This is a genomic window from Aeromonas sp. R10-1, assembly GCF_040908465.1.
Lineage (GTDB): Bacteria > Pseudomonadota > Gammaproteobacteria > Enterobacterales > Aeromonadaceae > Aeromonas > Aeromonas caviae.
This window is the reverse complement of the sequence record NZ_JBFODT010000036.1, coordinates 198,730-215,551: the sequence shown is the minus strand read 5'-3', so window position 1 is coordinate 215,551 and position 16,822 is coordinate 198,730. Positions and strand designations below refer to the sequence as shown.

The following is a 16,822-nucleotide window of genomic DNA, read 5'->3' as shown; positions in this document are numbered from 1 at the left end:
TCGTTATGGCAGGGTGCGGCGATTATAGGCACAGAAAAAAACAGTCGTCCATCCGCCCTGTGGGGGGCCGTGGGCACCGCATCGGGAGGCGCGGGGTAAAAAAACGCCCCGTGATACGGGGCGTGGGGGGTCAGTCGCGGGGGGTCTTGAGGGCCTCAATCACATCGTCACTGGGGGCCAGTCCCTCCACGTGGTTGAAGCTCTCCAGCCCCTCCTGGGGATTGATGGTGAGGGCGTCGGCGCTCAGGTAGCTGCCGCTGCCGGCGCTCTCCACCACGACGATGACTTCAGGCTGCTTGTCGCCGTTGAGATCCAGCAGCTTGAGCTCCTTGATGCTGCCATCGCGCGGCAGCACCTTGCCGTCGATGAACTGATCCAGCGGAAACTGGGGGTTGGCACCGGAGTAGAGGCGCACGTCGTAGCTGCCGGTGGAGGCAGGCTCGCCGCGCCCTTCGCTGACGGTCACCACCTGGCCGGAGGGGAGTGTCAGCTGTTTGAAGAAGCCGTCCGCCGCCTGGCTGGCGAGGGGCAGGGTGAGCAGGCCGAGAGTAAGGAATAAGGCTTTCATGGAGAGGACCCTTGTTGCTGCTTGTGTGTCTGTGACGGGCAGGGGACGCTTCCCTGCCACGTCGGAAGCGGGCAGGGGGCCGCTGGTCGACCGCCCCCTGCCCGGGTTGTCATCACCATATCTTGACCCGTTTGGCCGGGTCCAGATAGAGCTTGTCGCCGGGCTGGATCTTGAACGCCTCGTAGAAGGCGGGGATGTTTGGTACCACGCCGTTGACCCGGTATTCCGGTGGCGAGTGGGGATCCGAGGCGAGCAGCATCTGCATCAGCTCGGGGCGATACATGCCCTTCCACACCTGGGCCCAGCCGAGGAAGAAGCGCTGCTCGCCGGTAAAACCGTCCAGCACCGGGGCCTCCTTGCCATCCAGGGAGAGCTGGTAGGCCTTGTGGGCGATGGTGAGGCCGCCGAGATCGCCGATGTTCTCCCCCAGGGTAAACTGGCCGTTGACGTACTGGCCCTTGATGGGCTCGAAGCGGTTGTACTGGGCCACCAGCCGGCTGGTGCGGAAGCGAAACTCCTTGAGATCCGCCGGCGTCCACCAGTCGCGCATCACGCCGTCACCGTCGGATTTGGCCCCCTGATCATCAAAACCGTGGCCCATCTCGTGGCCGATCACCCCGCCGATGGCGCCGTAGTTGACTGCATCGTCCGCCGTCATGTCGAAGAAGGGGGGCTGCAAAATGGCGGCCGGGAAGACGATCTCGTTGTTGCTCGGGTTGTAGTAGGCGTTCACCGTCTGGGGCGACATGTGCCACTCGTCCCGATCGACCGGCTTGCCGAGGCGCGCCAGGCTGTCGGCGTATTCGAAGGCGCGGGCCCGCTGCAGGTTGCCCACCAGATCGTCGGGGCGAATGGTGATGGCGCTGTAGTCCTTCCACTTGTCCGGGTAGCCGATCTTGGGTCTGAACTTGGCGAGCTTCTCGAGGGCCTGGGTCTTGGTGGCCGGGGACATCCAGTCCAGCTCCTGGATGCTCTGGCCGTAGGCGGTGCGCAGGTTCTCCACCAGCTGCTCCATACGGGCCTTGGCCGCAGGCGGGAAGTAGCGTTCGACATAGAGCTTGCCCACCGCCTCCCCAAGATTGTTGTCCAGTACCCCGAGGGCCCGCTCCCAGGAGGCGCGCTGCTTGGGCGTGCCGCTCAGGGCGGTGCCGAAGAAGGCAAAATTCTGGGCATCGGTCTGGCTGTCGAGGTAGGGGGCGTAATCGGTGATGAGCTGCCACTTGAGGTAGGCCTGCCAGTCAGCAACCGGGGTCTGCTGCATCACCTCGTTCAGAGCCGAGAGATAGGTGGGCTGGCCGATGACCAGGCTCTGCTGCCCCGCAAGGCCGGCCTGGGCCAGGTAGGCGTCCCAGTCGATGGCGGGGGCGAGGCGTTTGAGCTCGCTCTGGGGTCCCTTGTTGTAGTTCTTCTCTCTGTCCCGCAGGGCCACGTTGTCCCACTGGATCTGGGCGAGCCTGGTCTCGAGGGCCAGGATGCGTTTCGCCTTGGCCTGGGCATCCGTCTCACCGAAGCGGGTCAGCATGGCGGCGATGTGTTGCTCGTACTTGTGCAGCAGCGCCTGGCTGTTGGGGTCGCGCTTGAGGTAGTAGTCCCGATCCGGCAGGCCGAGGCCGGCCTGGTAGAGGTAGACGGCATAGCTGTCAGGGGCCTTGGCGTCGGCGTCTATCCAGAAACCGAAGGGGGAGCCGCCACCGGTGCGGGCGCTCTGTGCGAAGGCGCGGGCGAGATCCTGCGGCGTGCTGATCTGCTCTATCTCGCTCAGCATCGGCAGCAGGGGCGTGGTGCCCTTGGCGTTGCGGGCGGCCTGATCCAGATAGCTCTGGTAGAGGTCGTGGATCTGCTGGGCCGGGGTGCCGGCGGCTTTGCCATCCAGCCCCTCCACCAGCACTCGCACGTCCGCCAGGGATTTGTCCCGCAGCAGGTAGAAGGCGCCGTCGGCGGGCCTGTCATCGGGGATCTTGGCCGTGGCGAGCCAGTGGCCGTTCACGTAGCGGAAGAAGTCGTCACCAGGCTTGACGCTGGTGTCCATGTTGGCCAGCGCAAGGCCGGAGTGTTTGTCCGGTTGGCTCGGTGCCTGACTGCAACCGGCCAGCAGGGCCAGCCCGACGAGGGTGGCCAGGATGTGTTTCTTGTTGTTCATTATGGTTTTATTCCAATTCGGGTTATATGGCTTCCTTGCCCACGCAGGGAGCGATTCACTCTAGCAGCCGGGTTAGCGCTTGATAAGCCCGACTCTGCTAAGATCGGCCTGGTCGTATTGGGGAAGCCTATGATTTCTCGTATTTATTCTCGTTTTTGTCAGACCCTGCCCGCGCCGGAAGGTTCCCGCGGTCTGCTGGTGGCTTTCAGCGGCGGGCTCGACTCCACCGTCTTGCTGGTGCTGGCGGCCCGTTTTGCCCGCGCCCACGGCCTCGCCCTGAACGCCCTGCACGTTCATCACGGCCTGAGCCCCCATGCCGACGACTGGGTGACTCACTGCGAAGGGGTGTGCCAGCAACTGGCGGTGCCCCTCATCGTGGAGCGGGTGCAGCTCTGTCGGGGCAACGGGGAGAGCCTGGAGGCCCAGGCGCGGGCGGCGCGTTATGAGCGACTCGCCGCCCACCTGGGGGAAGGGGAGTGGCTGCTCACCGCTCACCATCAGGACGATCAGCTGGAGACCCTGCTGCTGGCGCTCAAGCGGGGTGCCGGTCTGCGCGGGCTGGCGGGCATGGTGGCGAGCCAGCCTTTTGCCGCAGGCCATCTGTTGCGCCCCTTGCTCGACATGAGCCGGGCCGAGCTGGCGGAAGCCGCGCAGTCACTTCCTTATGGCTGGGTAGAGGATGAGAGCAACGAGGACCCGAGCTATGACCGCAACTTCCTGCGCCAGCAGATCATCCCCCTGCTCAAGGACCGCTGGCCCGCCATGGCCCGGACGACGGCGCGCACCATGGCCCTGTGCGCCGAGCAGGAGGCGCTCATCAGCGAGCTGGCCGAGGCGGACTGGCAGGCGGTGGGTGAGGGAGAAGGGCTGCGCATTGACGGACTCCTCTCCCTCTCCCCCGTGCGGCGCAACAACCTGCTGCGCCACTGGATCCGCCGCCAGGGGGGAGAGATGCCCTCCCGCGAGCTGCTGGGCCTGCTGTGGCAGGAGGTGGCGCTGGCGCGCGATGACGCCAACCCCAGGCTGAGCTTGCAAGGGTTGGCGTGCCGCCGCTATCAGGGGCGCCTGTACCTGGTGGCGCCGGATCTCGCCCCCCGCGAGGAGGTGCTGCCCATCCGGATGGAAGAGACGCTCACCCTGCCGGACGGGCTCGGGCAGTTCAGGCTCTGGAGAACGGATGGCGAAGGGTTGCGGACACCGAGGGGGGACGAGCCGCTCTCGGTGCGTTTTCAGGTCGCCCCCGGCGTCATGCTGAAACCGGTGGGGCGGGTGGGCAGCCGGCGGCTCAAGAAGCTGCTGCAAGAGTACGGGGTGCCCTCCTGGCAGCGGGGGCGCATTCCCATCCTCTACTACGGTGAACAGGTGGCACTGGTGGCCGGGCTCTTTGTCTGCGACGGATTTATGGCGCCAGAAGAGGGGGTGGCGTGGGAGTGGCGGCCCCCCGTCACCCCGGATGCGGATTGACATCGCAGAGTGACAGGGGGCCGGGAGGTGAAGGGGGATGCCCTATTCGGGCAGGCCGGAGCCCCCGGCTTTCTTGCGGGCGTAAAGATGAGTATCGGCCGTCTCGTAGAGGCGCTGCACATCCATGCCCGACTGCCAGCTGGCGGCTCCCAGGCTGCACCCCACCGAGAAGGCGCTGAGCTCCTTGTGGCTGTGGAGCACATGTTGCAACCGCAGCCAGACCGGGCGCCAGGCCTCGGGGTCCGCGGGTTGTAGCAGCAGGGCAAACTCGTCCCCGCCGAGGCGAAACGCCTGATCCGTCCCGCGAATGCACCCCTGCAGCAACTGGGCGAAGCGGCTTAGCACCAGGTCGCCCACCGGGTGGCCCCAGGTGTCATTGACCTGCTTGAATCTGTCGAGATCCAGCAGCACCAGCACCAGGCCGTGGGGTTCCCGGCTGTGTTGCTCCACCGCCCGGCCGATGGCCTCATCGAAGTAGGCGCGATTGCCAAGCCCGGTCAGGTGGTCGAGCCGCACCTGCTGTTCCAGCCGATCCAGCCGCAGATAGAGGGGCAGGGTGAGACTGAACAGCTGATGATATTGCTCAAGCAACCGCCTCTGGCCGTCGCTCAGGGGGTGCTCCAGCTCGTAGTGCAACTGGCCGAGCAACTGCTCGTGTCGTCCCCGCAGCTCGAAGCGATAGGCATGCAGGGTCAGCCTGGCCTGGGGCGGGTGCGAGATGAGGGGATGGGGCTGGCCACAGTCGAACTGGAGCGAGTGGATCCGGACAATGTTTGCCACCCGCTCGGCAAAGATTGCCAGCAGGGCGTCAAGATCCCGTTGCCCCAGCAACTGCTCTATCTGCTGATAGCGGTCCTGCCCGGTCAAGGGCGCAAGCCGCTCCATCTGCTGTACCCACTGCTCTATGCCATGTCCGAAGCCGTTCAATGACGATGTGTTTTCCACGTTACAGCCCTTACACCTCTCCATTCATTGCGCAGGCTCTTGCAAGCCCTGTGCCTAAAATATGTCCGATGAAAAACAAGGGGGCTGGCTAGGCTTAACGGGATGAAACGGGAGGGGAAATCCCTGCCGCTGAGCGAGTGGCGTGCCATATGGGGAGCGGGCGCTGTGCTTGCTGTGTCAGGGAAGAGGCCCGGGCAGATGAAGGAGAGGGATGGGTGTACGCCGATGTGTTGATCCTGCTGATCTTCGCCGTTGTGCTGGTGGCCATTTTCCGGCGCCTCGGCCAGCCGGTGATCCTTGCCTATCTGTTTGCCGGCATGCTGCTCGGCCCCCATGGCGTGGCCATCGTCACGGGTCAGGCCATGATGCAGACCATAGGGGAGCTTGGCATCGTGTTCCTGATGTTCTCCCTCGGGCTCGAGTTCTCCCTGCCGCGTCTGCTCGCCATGCGCAAGCTGGTGCTGGGGGTCGGCAGCCTGCAGGTGCTGCTCACCTCACTGCTGTTTTTCGGGCTCGGCTGGTGGTGGGGGCTGAGCCTGGCCCAGGCGCTGGTGGTGTCAGGCACCCTGGCGCTCTCCTCCACCGCCGTGGTGATCAAGCAGCTCGGCGAGCTCAAGCAGCTCCATACCCGGCGAGCCCAGCTCGGGGTGAGCGTGCTGCTGTTCCAGGATCTTGCCGTGGTGCCCCTGCTGGTGATGATCCCCATCCTGGCCCAGCCCGAGGTGCAGGGCAGCGCCCTGCTGGCGGAGGTCGCCTGGGCCTCCCTCAAGGGGTTGTTTGCGCTCTCCGTGCTGCTGGCGGTGGGGAAGTGGCTGCTGCCCATGCTGTTTTTCGAGGTGGCGCGCGCACGTTCAGATGAACTCTTCGTACTGAGTGCCCTGCTGGTGGCATTGCTGGCGGCCTCCCTGACCCAGTGGATGGGGCTCTCCATGGCGCTCGGTGCCTTTCTGGCGGGCATGATGCTGGGGGAGTCCCACTATCGTCATCAGCTCGAAGTGGACATCAAGCCGTTTCGCGACGTGTTGATGGGGCTCTTCTTCATTACCATCGGCATGACCATGGACTGGGCGCTGGTGGCGGGCGCCTGGTGGCAGGTGTTGGCCTGTGTGACGGGGCTCATCCTGTGCAAGTCGCTGCTCATATTGCTGGCGGGCCGCCTGATGGGGGAGCGCAAGCGCGACGCCATGGCCGCTGGCATCATGTTGAGCCAGGTCGGGGAGTTCGGTTTTGTGCTGCTGGCGCTGGCGAGTCATCACGGCTTGCTGGATCACCAGCTGGTCTCTCTGCTCATCGGCATCGGTGTCATCTCCATCGCCCTCACCCCCTGGCTGGTGTTGCGGGCGCTGGGGCTTGCCCACTCCCTCACCGACAGTGCCCTGCTCTCTCGCGCCGAGGTGGCCCAGTCGGGCCTGAGCAAACACCAGCACGTCATCATCGCCGGGTTCGGACGCACCGGCCAAACCTGTGCCCGCTTTCTCAAGCTCGAAGAGATACCTTTCCTGGCCCTGGATCTCGATCCCGAGCGGGTGAGTGAGGCGAAGCTCGCGGGGGAGCAGGTGGCGTTCGGCGATGCCAGCCGGCGCGACATCCTGCTGGCGGCCGGTCTGTTGCGGGCGCGGCTGGTGATCATCACCTTCGACGATCAAAAGCGGGTCGATGCCATGCTGACGCTGATCCGGGAGCTGGCGGGGGAGATCAAGGTGCTGGTGTGTACCCGGGATGACAGTTTCCTTGAACACTACAAGCAGGCCGGCGCCTTCGAGGTGATCCCCGAATCCCAGGAGGGAGCCCTGATGCTGGTCTCCCACCTGCTGCTCAACTGCGACATTCCCATCGGCCGGGTGATCCGGCGCATGGAGCACGAGCGCAGCAGCCAGTATCGCTTTCTGCACGGTTTCTACTGGGGCGGCAAGAGTGCGGGCAATCTGGAGACGGATCAACAGCTCGAGCGACTGCATCCCGTGCTGCTGCACGACCAGGCCTGGGCGGTGGGACACAGGGTACGGGATCTCGCCCTGGGAGAGGTGCGCATCAAGGCGATTCATCGCGGGGAGCGCAGCCTGGATCCCAGGCGCGAGCTGGTGCTGGCGGCGGGAGATACCCTGGTGCTTTTCGGCACGGCCGTGGCCATGGAACAGGCCGAGCAGCGCCTGCTGGAGGGACGCTAGGATCTCCTTGCCATGGGATAAGGCCCCTCAGGCCTCTTCGCGAAACTGCTGCTGCCTCCCGCTGCCCGGCAGGTCGAGGAAGGCCTCGATGCGCTGGCGGTGATCCAGCGCGTCCTGGTATCCCAGCTTGATGAGCCGCTGGCAATAGCCGGGGTCAAACATCAGGAAGCTGGCCAGGCTGCTGCTCTCTTCGCCGTTGACCCCGAGCACTCGCAGCAGACGGCGCAGCTGGGTCGGCAACCGTGGGAGGTATTCGAGGGCGATGAGGTCGAGATCCTGGCTGGGGCGGATCACGCAGGTCTCCACCTGGCGCAGTTTCAGTCGACTGCGCTCCCGTGCCGGAATAAGGGAAAGGGTCTGGTTGATGCGCCCGAGCCGCTCCAGATCCGAATTGAGGGTGTCGGAGAAAACGGTGTTGAGCAGATGGCTCGCGATGTTGGAGCTGGTCAGGTGCCCCTGGCGGGGAGTCGGGTTCTCCCTGTGAGGGGAGTCCAGGGTCACCAGCAGGATCCGCTCCGCCCCCAGGTGGATGGCGGGGCTGAGCGGGCTCAACTGGTGGATGGAGCCATCCCCGTAGACGCGATCGCCGATGGAGGTGGCGGGAAAGACAAAGGGCAGCGCCGACGAGGCCAGCAGATGATCCGAGGTGAGCAGGGTACGCAGGCCACGTCGTCTGGCGCGCTCCCAGGGCTGATGTTCGGCCCGCCCCTGGAAGAAGGTGGTGGAGAGGCCGTCATCGTAGTCGGAGGCCGTGATGGCGATGGCCTCCAGGCTGCCGTAGAGGATGTTGTCATCGATGCGGTGATAGTCGATGAGCTGATCCAGCAGACGGCGCAGAGGGGCGTTGTCAAACAGGTGAAAGGCTCGGTTGCTCTGGGGGGTGATGAGGCCGGCCGAGCCCTGATAGAGGGTGCGCCACAGCAGTTGGCAAGGGTGGAAGTCGAAGATGTGGTGGGTCTCGAATCGTCGCCAGACCCACTCCAGCTTGCGCACCCCCAGATGGAAACAGGAGGCGTAGCACGCCAGCGCCGTGATGTTGAGAGCCCCCGCCGAGGTACCGCACAAAATGGGGAAGGGGATGCCGATGTTGCGGGGGTAGAGTTCGGCCACCGCCTTGAGTGCGCCGACCTGATAGGCGGCGCGGGCACCACCACCAGTCAGCAGAAGAGCAGTATTGGGTCTGGCCATGAGGGTGCGCCTTATCGTGATCGCCAGGGCGGGTTGCCACCGCGCAATTCAACTATAAGACGTTGTATACCGGATAAAAATGGGCCGCACGCTCAATTTTTGCGGCCCGTTTCATTTTCAGTTTGCCAAGGGCGTCTGGCTCAGTTGATCGAAGGCGGCGAAGGCTGGAGGGCTTGCCAGAATACGGCCATGGCCGAGCCCCCGGGTGCTCACCAGCCGGGTGCGGCCATCCTGGGCCGCGCGCAGGGAGTCCCGGTGGGGGGCGAATCGGTCTTCCTCATCGTGAACGATGAGGGCGGCGCCGCTGCGCCGGGCGAGCCGGCCAAGGGGGTCAACCGTGCTGAGCGGGTGCTGGTATTCGTGTTCTATCTCCTTGACCACCGCATCGAACAGCCGGATGGAGTAGCCGGAGCGCGCCACCATGCCGTAGAGCTGGGGCACGTAGTCGAGCACCGGGGAGATGAGCAGCAGCGGCAGCGCATCGATTGCCGGGTGACGGCTGCTGAGGGTGACGGCGCCCCCCATGCTGTGGGTGATGACGCCCTGGACGGGGCCGACCCGCTCGAGGATCTCGTCGAAAGCGCGCACGAAGCGGGGCAGGTGACCCCTGTTCCCTTCGCTCCGGCCGTGGGCAGGGTGATCGTAGGCGAGGGCCGTATAGCCCTGGGCGGCGATGTGACTCATCAGCGGATAGAACTGGCTGGCACTGCCTGACCAGCCGTGCATCAGCAGCCAGACCGGCCCCTGGCCGAGCCGGTAGCTCATCAGGGTCCCTTCACTGGTGTGGATGGCCTGCTCGACCACGCTGGCCGGGGCTGCGACGTCCCGGGTCGCCCGCTGCGGGGTGAGCAGCAGCTTGCTGGCGGTGCGCTTGGCGTGGGTGGGCGCGAGCACGTGATGCAGGCGGGTGCCGAGGCCCAGCAGCAACTTGCTCGGGCTGAAGCGGCGTGTGTTGAAGTAGATCTTGCTGCTCATGGTCATCCTGTGTCTTTTGTGTGCGAACGGTCGTGCTTTTTTGCGGGTTTTTAAAAAGAAGAGCCCGTCGGGTCAGCGCCAGCTGGCCAGCAATTGTTCCACCTCGGGCCAGAAGTGGCGGGCCGGATCCTCGCTGAGCGCCAGGGCATGGAACACCTGATCCCCGAGATAGAGGCCATAAAGGCGATAGACGGCGCGCCAGGGGTCGAGATCGCTGCGCCACTCCCCTCTGGCCTGCCCCTGCACTACCTGGCGTGCCAGGTAGTCGAGCCAGAAACGGACCAGCTCGCGTGCTGCCTGCTGGACCTCACCCTCCTGGGCGGAGGTCCAGGCATCGAGGAACATGCAGCGGCCGGCAAAACTCTGGTTCCAGGCCAGCCAGGCCTGCAACAGGGCGAGCAGTTTCTCCTGCTGGGTTGCGTACCCCTGTTGGCGCACCGGCTGGATCACCCGCTCCCGAAATACCTCGGCGGAATGGGTGAGTACGGCGATCTGCAGGTTGTCGCGGGACTGGAAGTGGGCGAACAGACCGCTTTTTGACATCTCGCAGGCCGTTGCGAGGGAGCCTATGGTGAGGCTCTCAAGCCCCTGCTGGCTCGCCTGCTCGAATGCAGTCTGCAAAATGGTGTCGCGGGTCAGACGTCCCTTGCTCATCCGGCTCTCCTCTCTCTGGATTGGCAGCATAAAGTACGACCGTGCTAATTGTCGAGCCGCAAATGGTGCAGGGAGGCCGTTTCCGGCTGCCGCGGGGGGCAAGAGAGTCTTCTGGGAGGCGGGTGTGGCTGGCTTGTTACGAGCCAGCCGGGGACGAGCTCAGTCGTCCTTGATGCCCATTTGCTGCAGGGCGATGACCGCCTGGGTGCGGTTCTTGACCCCGAGTTTGCGGAAGGCGGAGTGATATGGGCTCTGATGATGGCAAGGGGCTCAACTGTCCTTGATATCCATCTGCTGGAGGGCGATGACTGCCTGGGTGCGGTTCTTGACCCCTAGTTTGCGGAAAATCGCGGTGATATGGGCCTTGATGGTCGCCTCGGAGACGTTGAGCTCCCAGGCGATCTGTTTGTTGAGGCTGCCATCCCGCAACATGATGAGCACCTTGTATTGCTGGGGGGTGAGGCTGGCCAGCTTGGTGGCGAAATCGGGCCCTTCGCTGGGCTCGGGATGGAGGGAGATGCCTTCCGGCACCCAGTTGTCCCCCCCGATCACCGTATTGAGGGCGCTGACCAGCTCTTTCATGGGGACGGACTTGGGAATGAAGCCGAGCGCACCCAGGCGCAGCACCTGCTGGATGATGGCGGGATCCTCGGAGGCCGAGACCACGACGATGGGGAGATCCGGGTGATGTCCGCGCAGATAGGCCAGCCCCTCGAAGCCGTTGGCCCCCGGCATCTTGAGATCCAGCAGCAGCAGGTCGACGTCGGGATGTTCATCGAGCAGGTGGCTCAGGCTGTCGATGGAGTCAGCCTCCAGCAATCTGGCGTCGTCGATGGCCATGTGCACCGCTTGATAGAGGGCGCCCCGAAACAGGGGGTGGTCATCTGCGATGACGATGGTAAATTGGCTGTCCATAGCTCACATTGTTGCTAACTGATTGTTTTGAAAAATCAAACTAGCACTGCTACCCAAGTGGGTCAAACCCGCCAGTACGCAAATGTGAGGTGGTCATCGGATGTCGTGCCACGGGGCCGACGGGATGGCCAGTAAACAACCCATGCAGGAGGCAATCGATGGGATCCCTGGTTTTGACGGTGGGCACGGGCTCCACCTGGGCAATGAGAACGGCGCTGGTGCTGGCCATGAGCGGGCTCAAGTGGCAGGAGCAGGTCTTCGATCTGGAAGATGCCAAGGAGCTGCAACGGCTCAAGCGCACGGCCCCCGCCGGCCTGGTGCCCTGGCTCGACGACGGTGAGCTGCGTATTCACGACTCTCTGGCCATCGCCGAATATCTCCACGAGTGTTGCCCGGAGCGCCACCTTTATCCGGTGGACAAGGCCGAACGGGCCCTGGCCCGCAGCCTGTGCGCCGAGCTGCACGCCGGTTTTCGTCAGATCCGCACCCTGCTGCCCTTCTTCCTGGGGGCGCCCACCCAGAGTGAACCGCCGGTGGAGGTCATCGACGAGCTGGCCCGGTTGCAGACCCTCTGGTCCCAGGCGCGGGGGCCCTTCTTTTTCGACGAGGCGAGCATTCTGGATGCCTTCTATGCGGTGATGGCCTATCGACTGGCAAGCTATGGCATTTCGCTGCCCGGTCAGGCTGGCGCCTATCAGCAGGCCTTGCTGGCCTGGCCCCTGTGGCAGGAAACCCTGCTCAGGGCGAGGTTGCAGTGGCCAAAGGCGGCCCGCCAGTCTGATTGATGCGGGCGTCGGCAAGACAAAAAAGGGGAGCCATCGGCTCCCCTTTTTATTCAGGCCAGGTCGCTATTTCTGCCGACCTGCGAAGACCACGACCACTTTGTCTTCTCCTTTCTCCCGCACGAAGCCGTAGGGGGCATCGGAAATCTTCTTGTGGCTGCCCGCCGCGATGGCAGGGTGGGCGGCACGGAACTGGCCGAGCCGTTGCCAGTGCTTGACCAGCTCCGCCTTCTCGCCACTCGCCAGCTCCTGCCAGTTCATGTCCGAGCGCACGCTCTGATCGAACACGCCGCCATCCTTGGCCAGTCCCCGGCCGGACTCGTCGCCATAGTAGATCTGGATGCCCCCCGGCAGCAGCATGAAGCTGTTGGCCACCCGCCGTTGCAGCGCCACGTCCTGATAGTCGCCGAAGAAGAGCTTGGTGTCGTGGGAGCTGATGTAGCTCAGCACGTTGAACTCGGGATCCTGGTTGATGCGGCTGGCGTAGCTCGCATAGGTGGGCTCTGCCCCCGCCATGCACTGGGCCTGGGGCAGGGCGAATTCACGCTGGTAGTCGAAGTTGATCAGGGAATCGAAGCCGTGCTGGTACCAGAAGTCCTTGGCGACCCCGTGATCCCACACCTCACCCACCATGTAGAAGGGAAGGTCATCGAGGGCCTTGCCAGGGTTGGCGGCCTTCCACTCCTTGAGCGCGTCGGTGCCCGCCTGCTTGAGCCTGGCCCAGACCGCGGGCTCCAGGTGTTTGACGGTGTCGGCACGGAAGCCGTCGATGCCGAAGCGGCGCACCCAGTCGGTGTGCCAGGCAATGAGGTAGTCGCTCACGGTGGCGTTGGGCAGGGCCTTGGCCCTGGTGTCTTTTTTGGCAGCGAGCAGCGGTGGCAGCCCCACCGAACTGGTGGATTCGGTCAGGAAGTCCGGCAGTCCCGCCACCGAGCCGGTGACGTCGTCGGTGCCGGGTTGCGGGTAGCCGGGCAGGCCGGCCCGCACCCAGTCAGGGCCCCACCACTTGTCCCAGTGGGATGACTGGTAGTCGATGAACTGGTTGTAGCCATGCCAGTTGAGGCCGCCGCTCGGGCGCCATTCGTTCCAGCGACTCGGCAGCTTGCCGGTGTTCTGGGTGAGATCGGTGAGCCCCAGATCCTGCAGGTCGGCGAGGGTGGCGTAGCCTGCGTGGTTCATCACCACGTCGAGGATGATCCGCATGCCGCGCTTGTGGGCCTCGTCCACCAGGGTTTTCAGGCTCTCTTCGTCGCCGTAGTTGGGGTCGATTTTGGTGAAGTCGAGCGCCCAGTAGCCGTGGTAGGCGTAGAAGGGGAAGTTCCCCTGTTCGCCACCGCCGATGAAGCCGTGGACCTGTTCCACCATGGGGGTGATCCAGATGGCGTTGATGCCGAGTAGCTTGATGTAGTCGAGCTTCTCGGTCAGCCCCTTGAAGTCACCGCCATGCCAGGTGGCCACTTCGTCCTGACCATCCTTCTGACGACCGAAGCTGTGATCATTGGCGGGATCGCCGTTGTGGAAGCGGTCGGTCAGCAGAAAATAGACGCTCGCCTGATCCCAGCTGAAGGGAGCAGGCTTGGCGGCCTTGACCGGCTCGAGCAGCAGCAGGCCGCCGCTCTCCTTGCTCGGTGTCAGGGTGATCTTGCCGCCCTTGACCACGGCTTCCTGTCCCGAGTAGGCATCCCGCAACCGTGTGCCGTCGGGCCAGACGCCCTTGAGTGATGTCGTGACCGGGCCGCCATCCCAGCTGATGCAGGGCTCTTCCGGGGGCTGGCGTTTGAACTCGCTCTTTTTGGTTGCCCGCAACACCTTGAGGCTGGGGGTATCGGGGTTGAAGGTGAACTCGTAGTCCCCCGCCAGCATCACCCTCAGATTGAAGTCTGTCCCCTTGCTGCACTTGTCCATGGGCTGGGCGGTGCCGAAGGGAAGGGGCTTGGCCTCGGTTGGCCCGAAGCTGGTGCCGCAGCTGTTGCCCGCATCGCTGATGCGGATCTGGTGGCTACCCTTGTCCAGTCTGTGGGTCAGGGTGACGGTGCCCTTGTCCAGCGTCAGCGCCTCGGCCACCGGTTTGCCATCCACATGGAGATAGACCTCGGGGGCGGCCATCGCCTGACCGATGAACAGCGGTGTGGCGAGCACGGCCAGCCACAGGGGTGATGGGCGAAGAGCGGGGCGCGAAGAGAGACGCATAAGCCATTCCTTGAGCAGAGTGTGAGGAGCAGGGTCCGTTGAGGCACTCATTCTAGGGGGCGCTGGGGCAGGCTTGGACCGGTAAAATACCGATTTGTGACGTCAGTTCAAATGGTTACGTTTTCAAGAATGGAAAAGTGTGAACCGGGTGTCGCGGCCATGAAAAAAGCCGGTCAGTTGACCGGCTTGTAGGCATTCGGGGTGGCGTCAGACGGTGAAGAACTTGAAGTTGACGAAGGCCACCGCAATGAAGGAGGCAACCATGCCGCTGATGCAGAGCACCGCAGGGCGGATGGCAGGCCAGCGATGGGCCAGCAGCACGATGGCCAGCAGGGTCGGATAGAGGCCGAACATGTAGCGGGGCATGGCGTTGAGGCCGGTCATCAGGGGGATGGTGCAGCAGATGAACATCAGGGTCGCTTCGGCCCAGCGTTTCTGGCTGAACAGGTAGCCATTCAGGCACCAGCCGAAGATCACCATGATGGAGAGATAGGCCTTGCGTCCCCCCAGCTCGAAGCCGCTCAGCCACCAGTCCAGGGGGCTGTCCATATAGCGGCCCCAGGCCACCTGGATGTGCTTGAAGGCCAGGGCATCCCCGGTGAGGTGGTAGAGATAGACCATGTAGGAGAAGAGGCCGAGGGGAATGAGCCAGAGGGTGAACACCACCTTGAAGGCCCGCTCGGTGAAGCGGAAGAACTCGCGCCAGCCGTAGGCTTGCAGGGCCAGGATCAGCACCGGGAACACCATCATCACCCCCAGGTTGCGGGTGGCGGAGATGAAGATGCCGAGGAAGGCGACCATGAGCCACTGTTCGCGGTAGGCGAACAGGAACATTCCCAGCATCAAGGCCATGAACATGGGCTCGGTATAGCCGGAGACGAAATAGGCGGAGAAGGGGGAGAAGGCCAGCAGCCAGACCCCGAAGCGGGCGGTGTCGTCCCCCAGTTTGAGCTGGCGCAGCACCAGCAGCATCAGGGGCAGGCTGATGAAGAAGGCGATGTTGGCCACCAGCATCAGGCCGATGAGGCTCTCCATGTCAAACAGGCTGGAGAGACCGCCGGCCAGCATGGGATAGAGGGGCATGAAGGCCCAGTTCGCCGCATTGCCCTTGCTCAACCAGCGTGGATAGAGGTCGTAACCATTCTCGATGATGCGCTGGAACCAGACGCAGTCGAACTGGCAGTAGGCCTGCAGCGGCCCGATGTCGGTGGCGCCATAGAGCTGGACGCCGAAATAGCCCATGCCATAGAGCGCCACCCGGCTCAGCACAAAGGCGGCGACAATCATCAGCCAGTCGCGGCCGCTGATGCGCAGTGACGGGCGATAGGGGAGTGCAGCCCCGGTTGACGGGGCGGTATTGGTCATATCATTCATCAGGCAAAAACCCAGATACGGGAGAGAACGTAGGTGAGCACGGTGACGGTCAGGGTGGCGATCACCACCGGCAACAGGCCGGAGAGACCGGCAAACAGCAAACCGCTCAGGATGAGATTACGCACCGCCAGAGAGAAGAGGGCAACCAGCAGGAACTTGCTGGCGGCACCTTGTTTCTGGAAGGTGATGTAGCGATGGCCGAAGAACGAGAACCAGAACGCCACGGCAAAGGCCAGGGTCGTGACCAGGTGCTCGGAGATGGCCGGCCAGGTATGAAACAGGGCGATGGAGGTGCCCAGATCGACGAGGGTGGCCCCCCCGCCGACAAAACCGAAGCGAACCAGCCGCCAGAATTCCTCGCGGGAGATCATTGAGACGCCTGCTCCTGCTGATCATCAGCGGCTTTCGCGGCGGCCTTCTTGCCAGCGCCCTTCTTGCTGGTGGTGGGCACTTCCTGCTTCTGCTCTTCATCCTGCTTGGCGTACTGGCCGTAGACCCCTTCGATGAGGTAGACGGGGCGCTGTTTCACCTCGACGAACATGCGGCCGATGTACTCGCCGATGATGCCCAGCGACAGCAGCTGGATGCCGCCGAGGAACAGCATGACCGACATCAGGGAGGCGTAACCGGGCACGTCGATGCCGAAGAAGAGCACCTGGGTGATGATCTTGAGGATATAGAGGAAGGCGATGAAGGAGACACCGACCCCGATGTAGCTCCACACCCGCAGCGGCCAGCTGGAGAAGCTCATCAGGCCGTCAAGGGCGAAGTTCCACAGCTTCCAATAGTTGAACTTGGTTTCGCCGGCATGGCGGGCCGGGCGCTCGTAGGGAACGCCGACGGCGCGAAAACCGGCCCAGGCGAACAGCCCCTTCATGAAGCGGTTGCGCTCCGGCAACTGCTTGATGGCCTCGACCACCTTGCGATCGATGAGGCGGAAGTCACCGGCGTTCTCCGGCAGCTTGGTGCTGGTGGAGAGGGCGTTGAAGAAGCGGTAGAAGCCACCGGCGGTCAGGCGTTTCATCGGGGTATCGGCGCTGCGATCCACCCGGATGCCGTAGACGGTGTCATAGTCGCCGGTCTGCCACAGCTTGACGAACTCCAGAATGAGAGAGGGGGGATCCTGCAGGTCCACGTCCATGGGGACGATGGCGTCGCCCTGGGCCTGGTGCAGGCCGGCGGTCATGGCCGCTTCCTTGCCGAAGTTGCGGGCCAGGTTGACCAGGGTCACACGGGGATCCCGGGCGATGGCCTGCTCGACCACCTCACGGGTGCGGTCACGGCTGCCATCGTTGACGAACACGATTTCAAGCTGGTCTTTGAGCGGGGCCAGTTCGGTATCTATCGCGCTGATGAAGGCGTCTATGCTCTCTTCCTCGTTGTAAACGGGAACGACCAGAGAGAGTCGAAAATCGGCACGGGACATGGGAACTTCCTTATTGAAAGAATTATTTTACGG

The 16,822-nt window shown here is 63.9% G+C and carries 14 protein-coding genes and 1 pseudogene; 3 read left to right on the top strand and 12 right to left on the bottom strand.

What is annotated here, in order from left to right; genetic code table 11:
* Positions 1-130: 130 nt before the first annotated feature.
* Both AB5Y93_RS18595 and AB5Y93_RS18590 read right to left on the bottom strand, forming a co-directional pair.
* Positions 131-568: a PliI family lysozyme inhibitor of I-type lysozyme gene (locus tag AB5Y93_RS18595; protein ID WP_042883192.1), complete on the bottom strand. Its 438-nt coding sequence runs from the start codon at positions 566-568 to the stop codon at positions 131-133.
* A gap of 112 nt (positions 569-680) precedes the next feature.
* Entirely contained in the window at positions 681-2,708 is a 2,028-nt protein-coding gene (locus AB5Y93_RS18590; RefSeq protein WP_368230056.1) for a M13 family metallopeptidase, read from the bottom strand.
* A gap of 129 nt (positions 2,709-2,837) precedes the next feature.
* Here AB5Y93_RS18590 and tilS point away from each other — a divergent pair, with 129 nt between their 5' ends.
* Positions 2,838-4,172 carry a tRNA lysidine(34) synthetase TilS gene (gene tilS / locus AB5Y93_RS18585; RefSeq protein WP_368230054.1) on the top strand — a complete coding sequence of 445 codons (1,335 nt, stop codon included), beginning with the start codon at positions 2,838-2,840 and terminating at the stop codon, positions 4,170-4,172.
* 42 nt (positions 4,173-4,214) lie between these two features.
* On the opposite strand, the gene AB5Y93_RS18580 is transcribed toward tilS, so the two are convergent.
* Positions 4,215-5,141, bottom strand: a complete 927-nt coding sequence (locus AB5Y93_RS18580) for a GGDEF domain-containing protein (protein WP_041214696.1) — start codon at positions 5,139-5,141, stop codon at positions 4,215-4,217.
* Between the two features lie 191 nt (positions 5,142-5,332).
* Between AB5Y93_RS18580 and AB5Y93_RS18575 the strand changes: the two genes are divergently transcribed.
* Positions 5,333-7,285: a cation:proton antiporter gene (locus tag AB5Y93_RS18575; RefSeq protein ID WP_368230052.1), complete on the top strand. Its 1,953-nt coding sequence runs from the start codon at positions 5,333-5,335 to the stop codon at positions 7,283-7,285.
* Positions 7,286-7,312: 27 nt separating this feature from the next.
* Here AB5Y93_RS18575 and AB5Y93_RS18570 read toward each other — a convergent pair whose 3' ends face one another.
* The 5 genes and pseudogenes from AB5Y93_RS18570 to AB5Y93_RS18550 form a co-directional block, all read right to left on the bottom strand.
* Entirely contained in the window at positions 7,313-8,473 is a 1,161-nt protein-coding gene (locus AB5Y93_RS18570) for a patatin-like phospholipase family protein (protein ID WP_111896669.1), read from the bottom strand.
* Positions 8,474-8,590: 117 nt separating this feature from the next.
* The gene (locus AB5Y93_RS18565) at positions 8,591-9,448 is read right to left on the bottom strand and encodes an alpha/beta hydrolase (RefSeq protein WP_368230050.1); all 858 of its coding nucleotides are present in this window, start codon (positions 9,446-9,448) and stop codon (positions 8,591-8,593) included.
* Between the two features lie 72 nt (positions 9,449-9,520).
* Positions 9,521-10,102: a TetR/AcrR family transcriptional regulator gene (locus tag AB5Y93_RS18560; RefSeq protein WP_368230048.1), complete on the bottom strand. Its 582-nt coding sequence runs from the start codon at positions 10,100-10,102 to the stop codon at positions 9,521-9,523.
* Positions 10,103-10,261: 159 nt separating this feature from the next.
* Positions 10,262-10,342: pseudogene (locus AB5Y93_RS18555) on the bottom strand (DNA-binding response regulator); the annotation flags it as partial.
* Between the two features lie 30 nt (positions 10,343-10,372).
* Positions 10,373-11,017, bottom strand: a complete 645-nt coding sequence (locus tag AB5Y93_RS18550) for a response regulator transcription factor (RefSeq protein WP_010673435.1) — start codon at positions 11,015-11,017, stop codon at positions 10,373-10,375.
* A gap of 158 nt (positions 11,018-11,175) precedes the next feature.
* On the opposite strand from AB5Y93_RS18550, the gene AB5Y93_RS18545 reads away from it, so the two are divergent.
* Positions 11,176-11,802, top strand: coding sequence for a glutathione S-transferase (locus AB5Y93_RS18545; protein WP_128296890.1), 627 nt, complete (start codon positions 11,176-11,178; stop codon positions 11,800-11,802).
* 63 nt (positions 11,803-11,865) lie between these two features.
* Here the strand turns inward: AB5Y93_RS18545 and AB5Y93_RS18540 are convergent, their stop codons facing one another.
* The 4 genes from AB5Y93_RS18540 to AB5Y93_RS18525 form a co-directional block, all read right to left on the bottom strand.
* Entirely contained in the window at positions 11,866-13,989 is a 2,124-nt protein-coding gene (locus AB5Y93_RS18540; RefSeq protein ID WP_368230046.1) for an alpha-amylase, read from the bottom strand.
* Positions 13,990-14,196: 207 nt separating this feature from the next.
* Entirely contained in the window at positions 14,197-15,363 is a 1,167-nt protein-coding gene (locus AB5Y93_RS18535; RefSeq protein ID WP_029313951.1) for a membrane protein, read from the bottom strand.
* Positions 15,363-15,734 carry a GtrA family protein gene (locus AB5Y93_RS18530; protein ID WP_010673439.1) on the bottom strand — a complete coding sequence of 124 codons (372 nt, stop codon included), beginning with the start codon at positions 15,732-15,734 and terminating at the stop codon, positions 15,363-15,365. The genes AB5Y93_RS18535 and AB5Y93_RS18530 overlap by 1 nt, the downstream gene beginning before the upstream one ends.
* Complete coding sequence (locus AB5Y93_RS18525; RefSeq protein ID WP_368230044.1) at positions 15,731-16,789, bottom strand: glycosyltransferase family 2 protein; 1,059 nt, start codon at positions 16,787-16,789, stop codon at positions 15,731-15,733. Before AB5Y93_RS18525 ends, AB5Y93_RS18530 begins: the two co-directional genes overlap by 4 nt.
* Positions 16,790-16,822 lie beyond the last annotated feature (33 nt).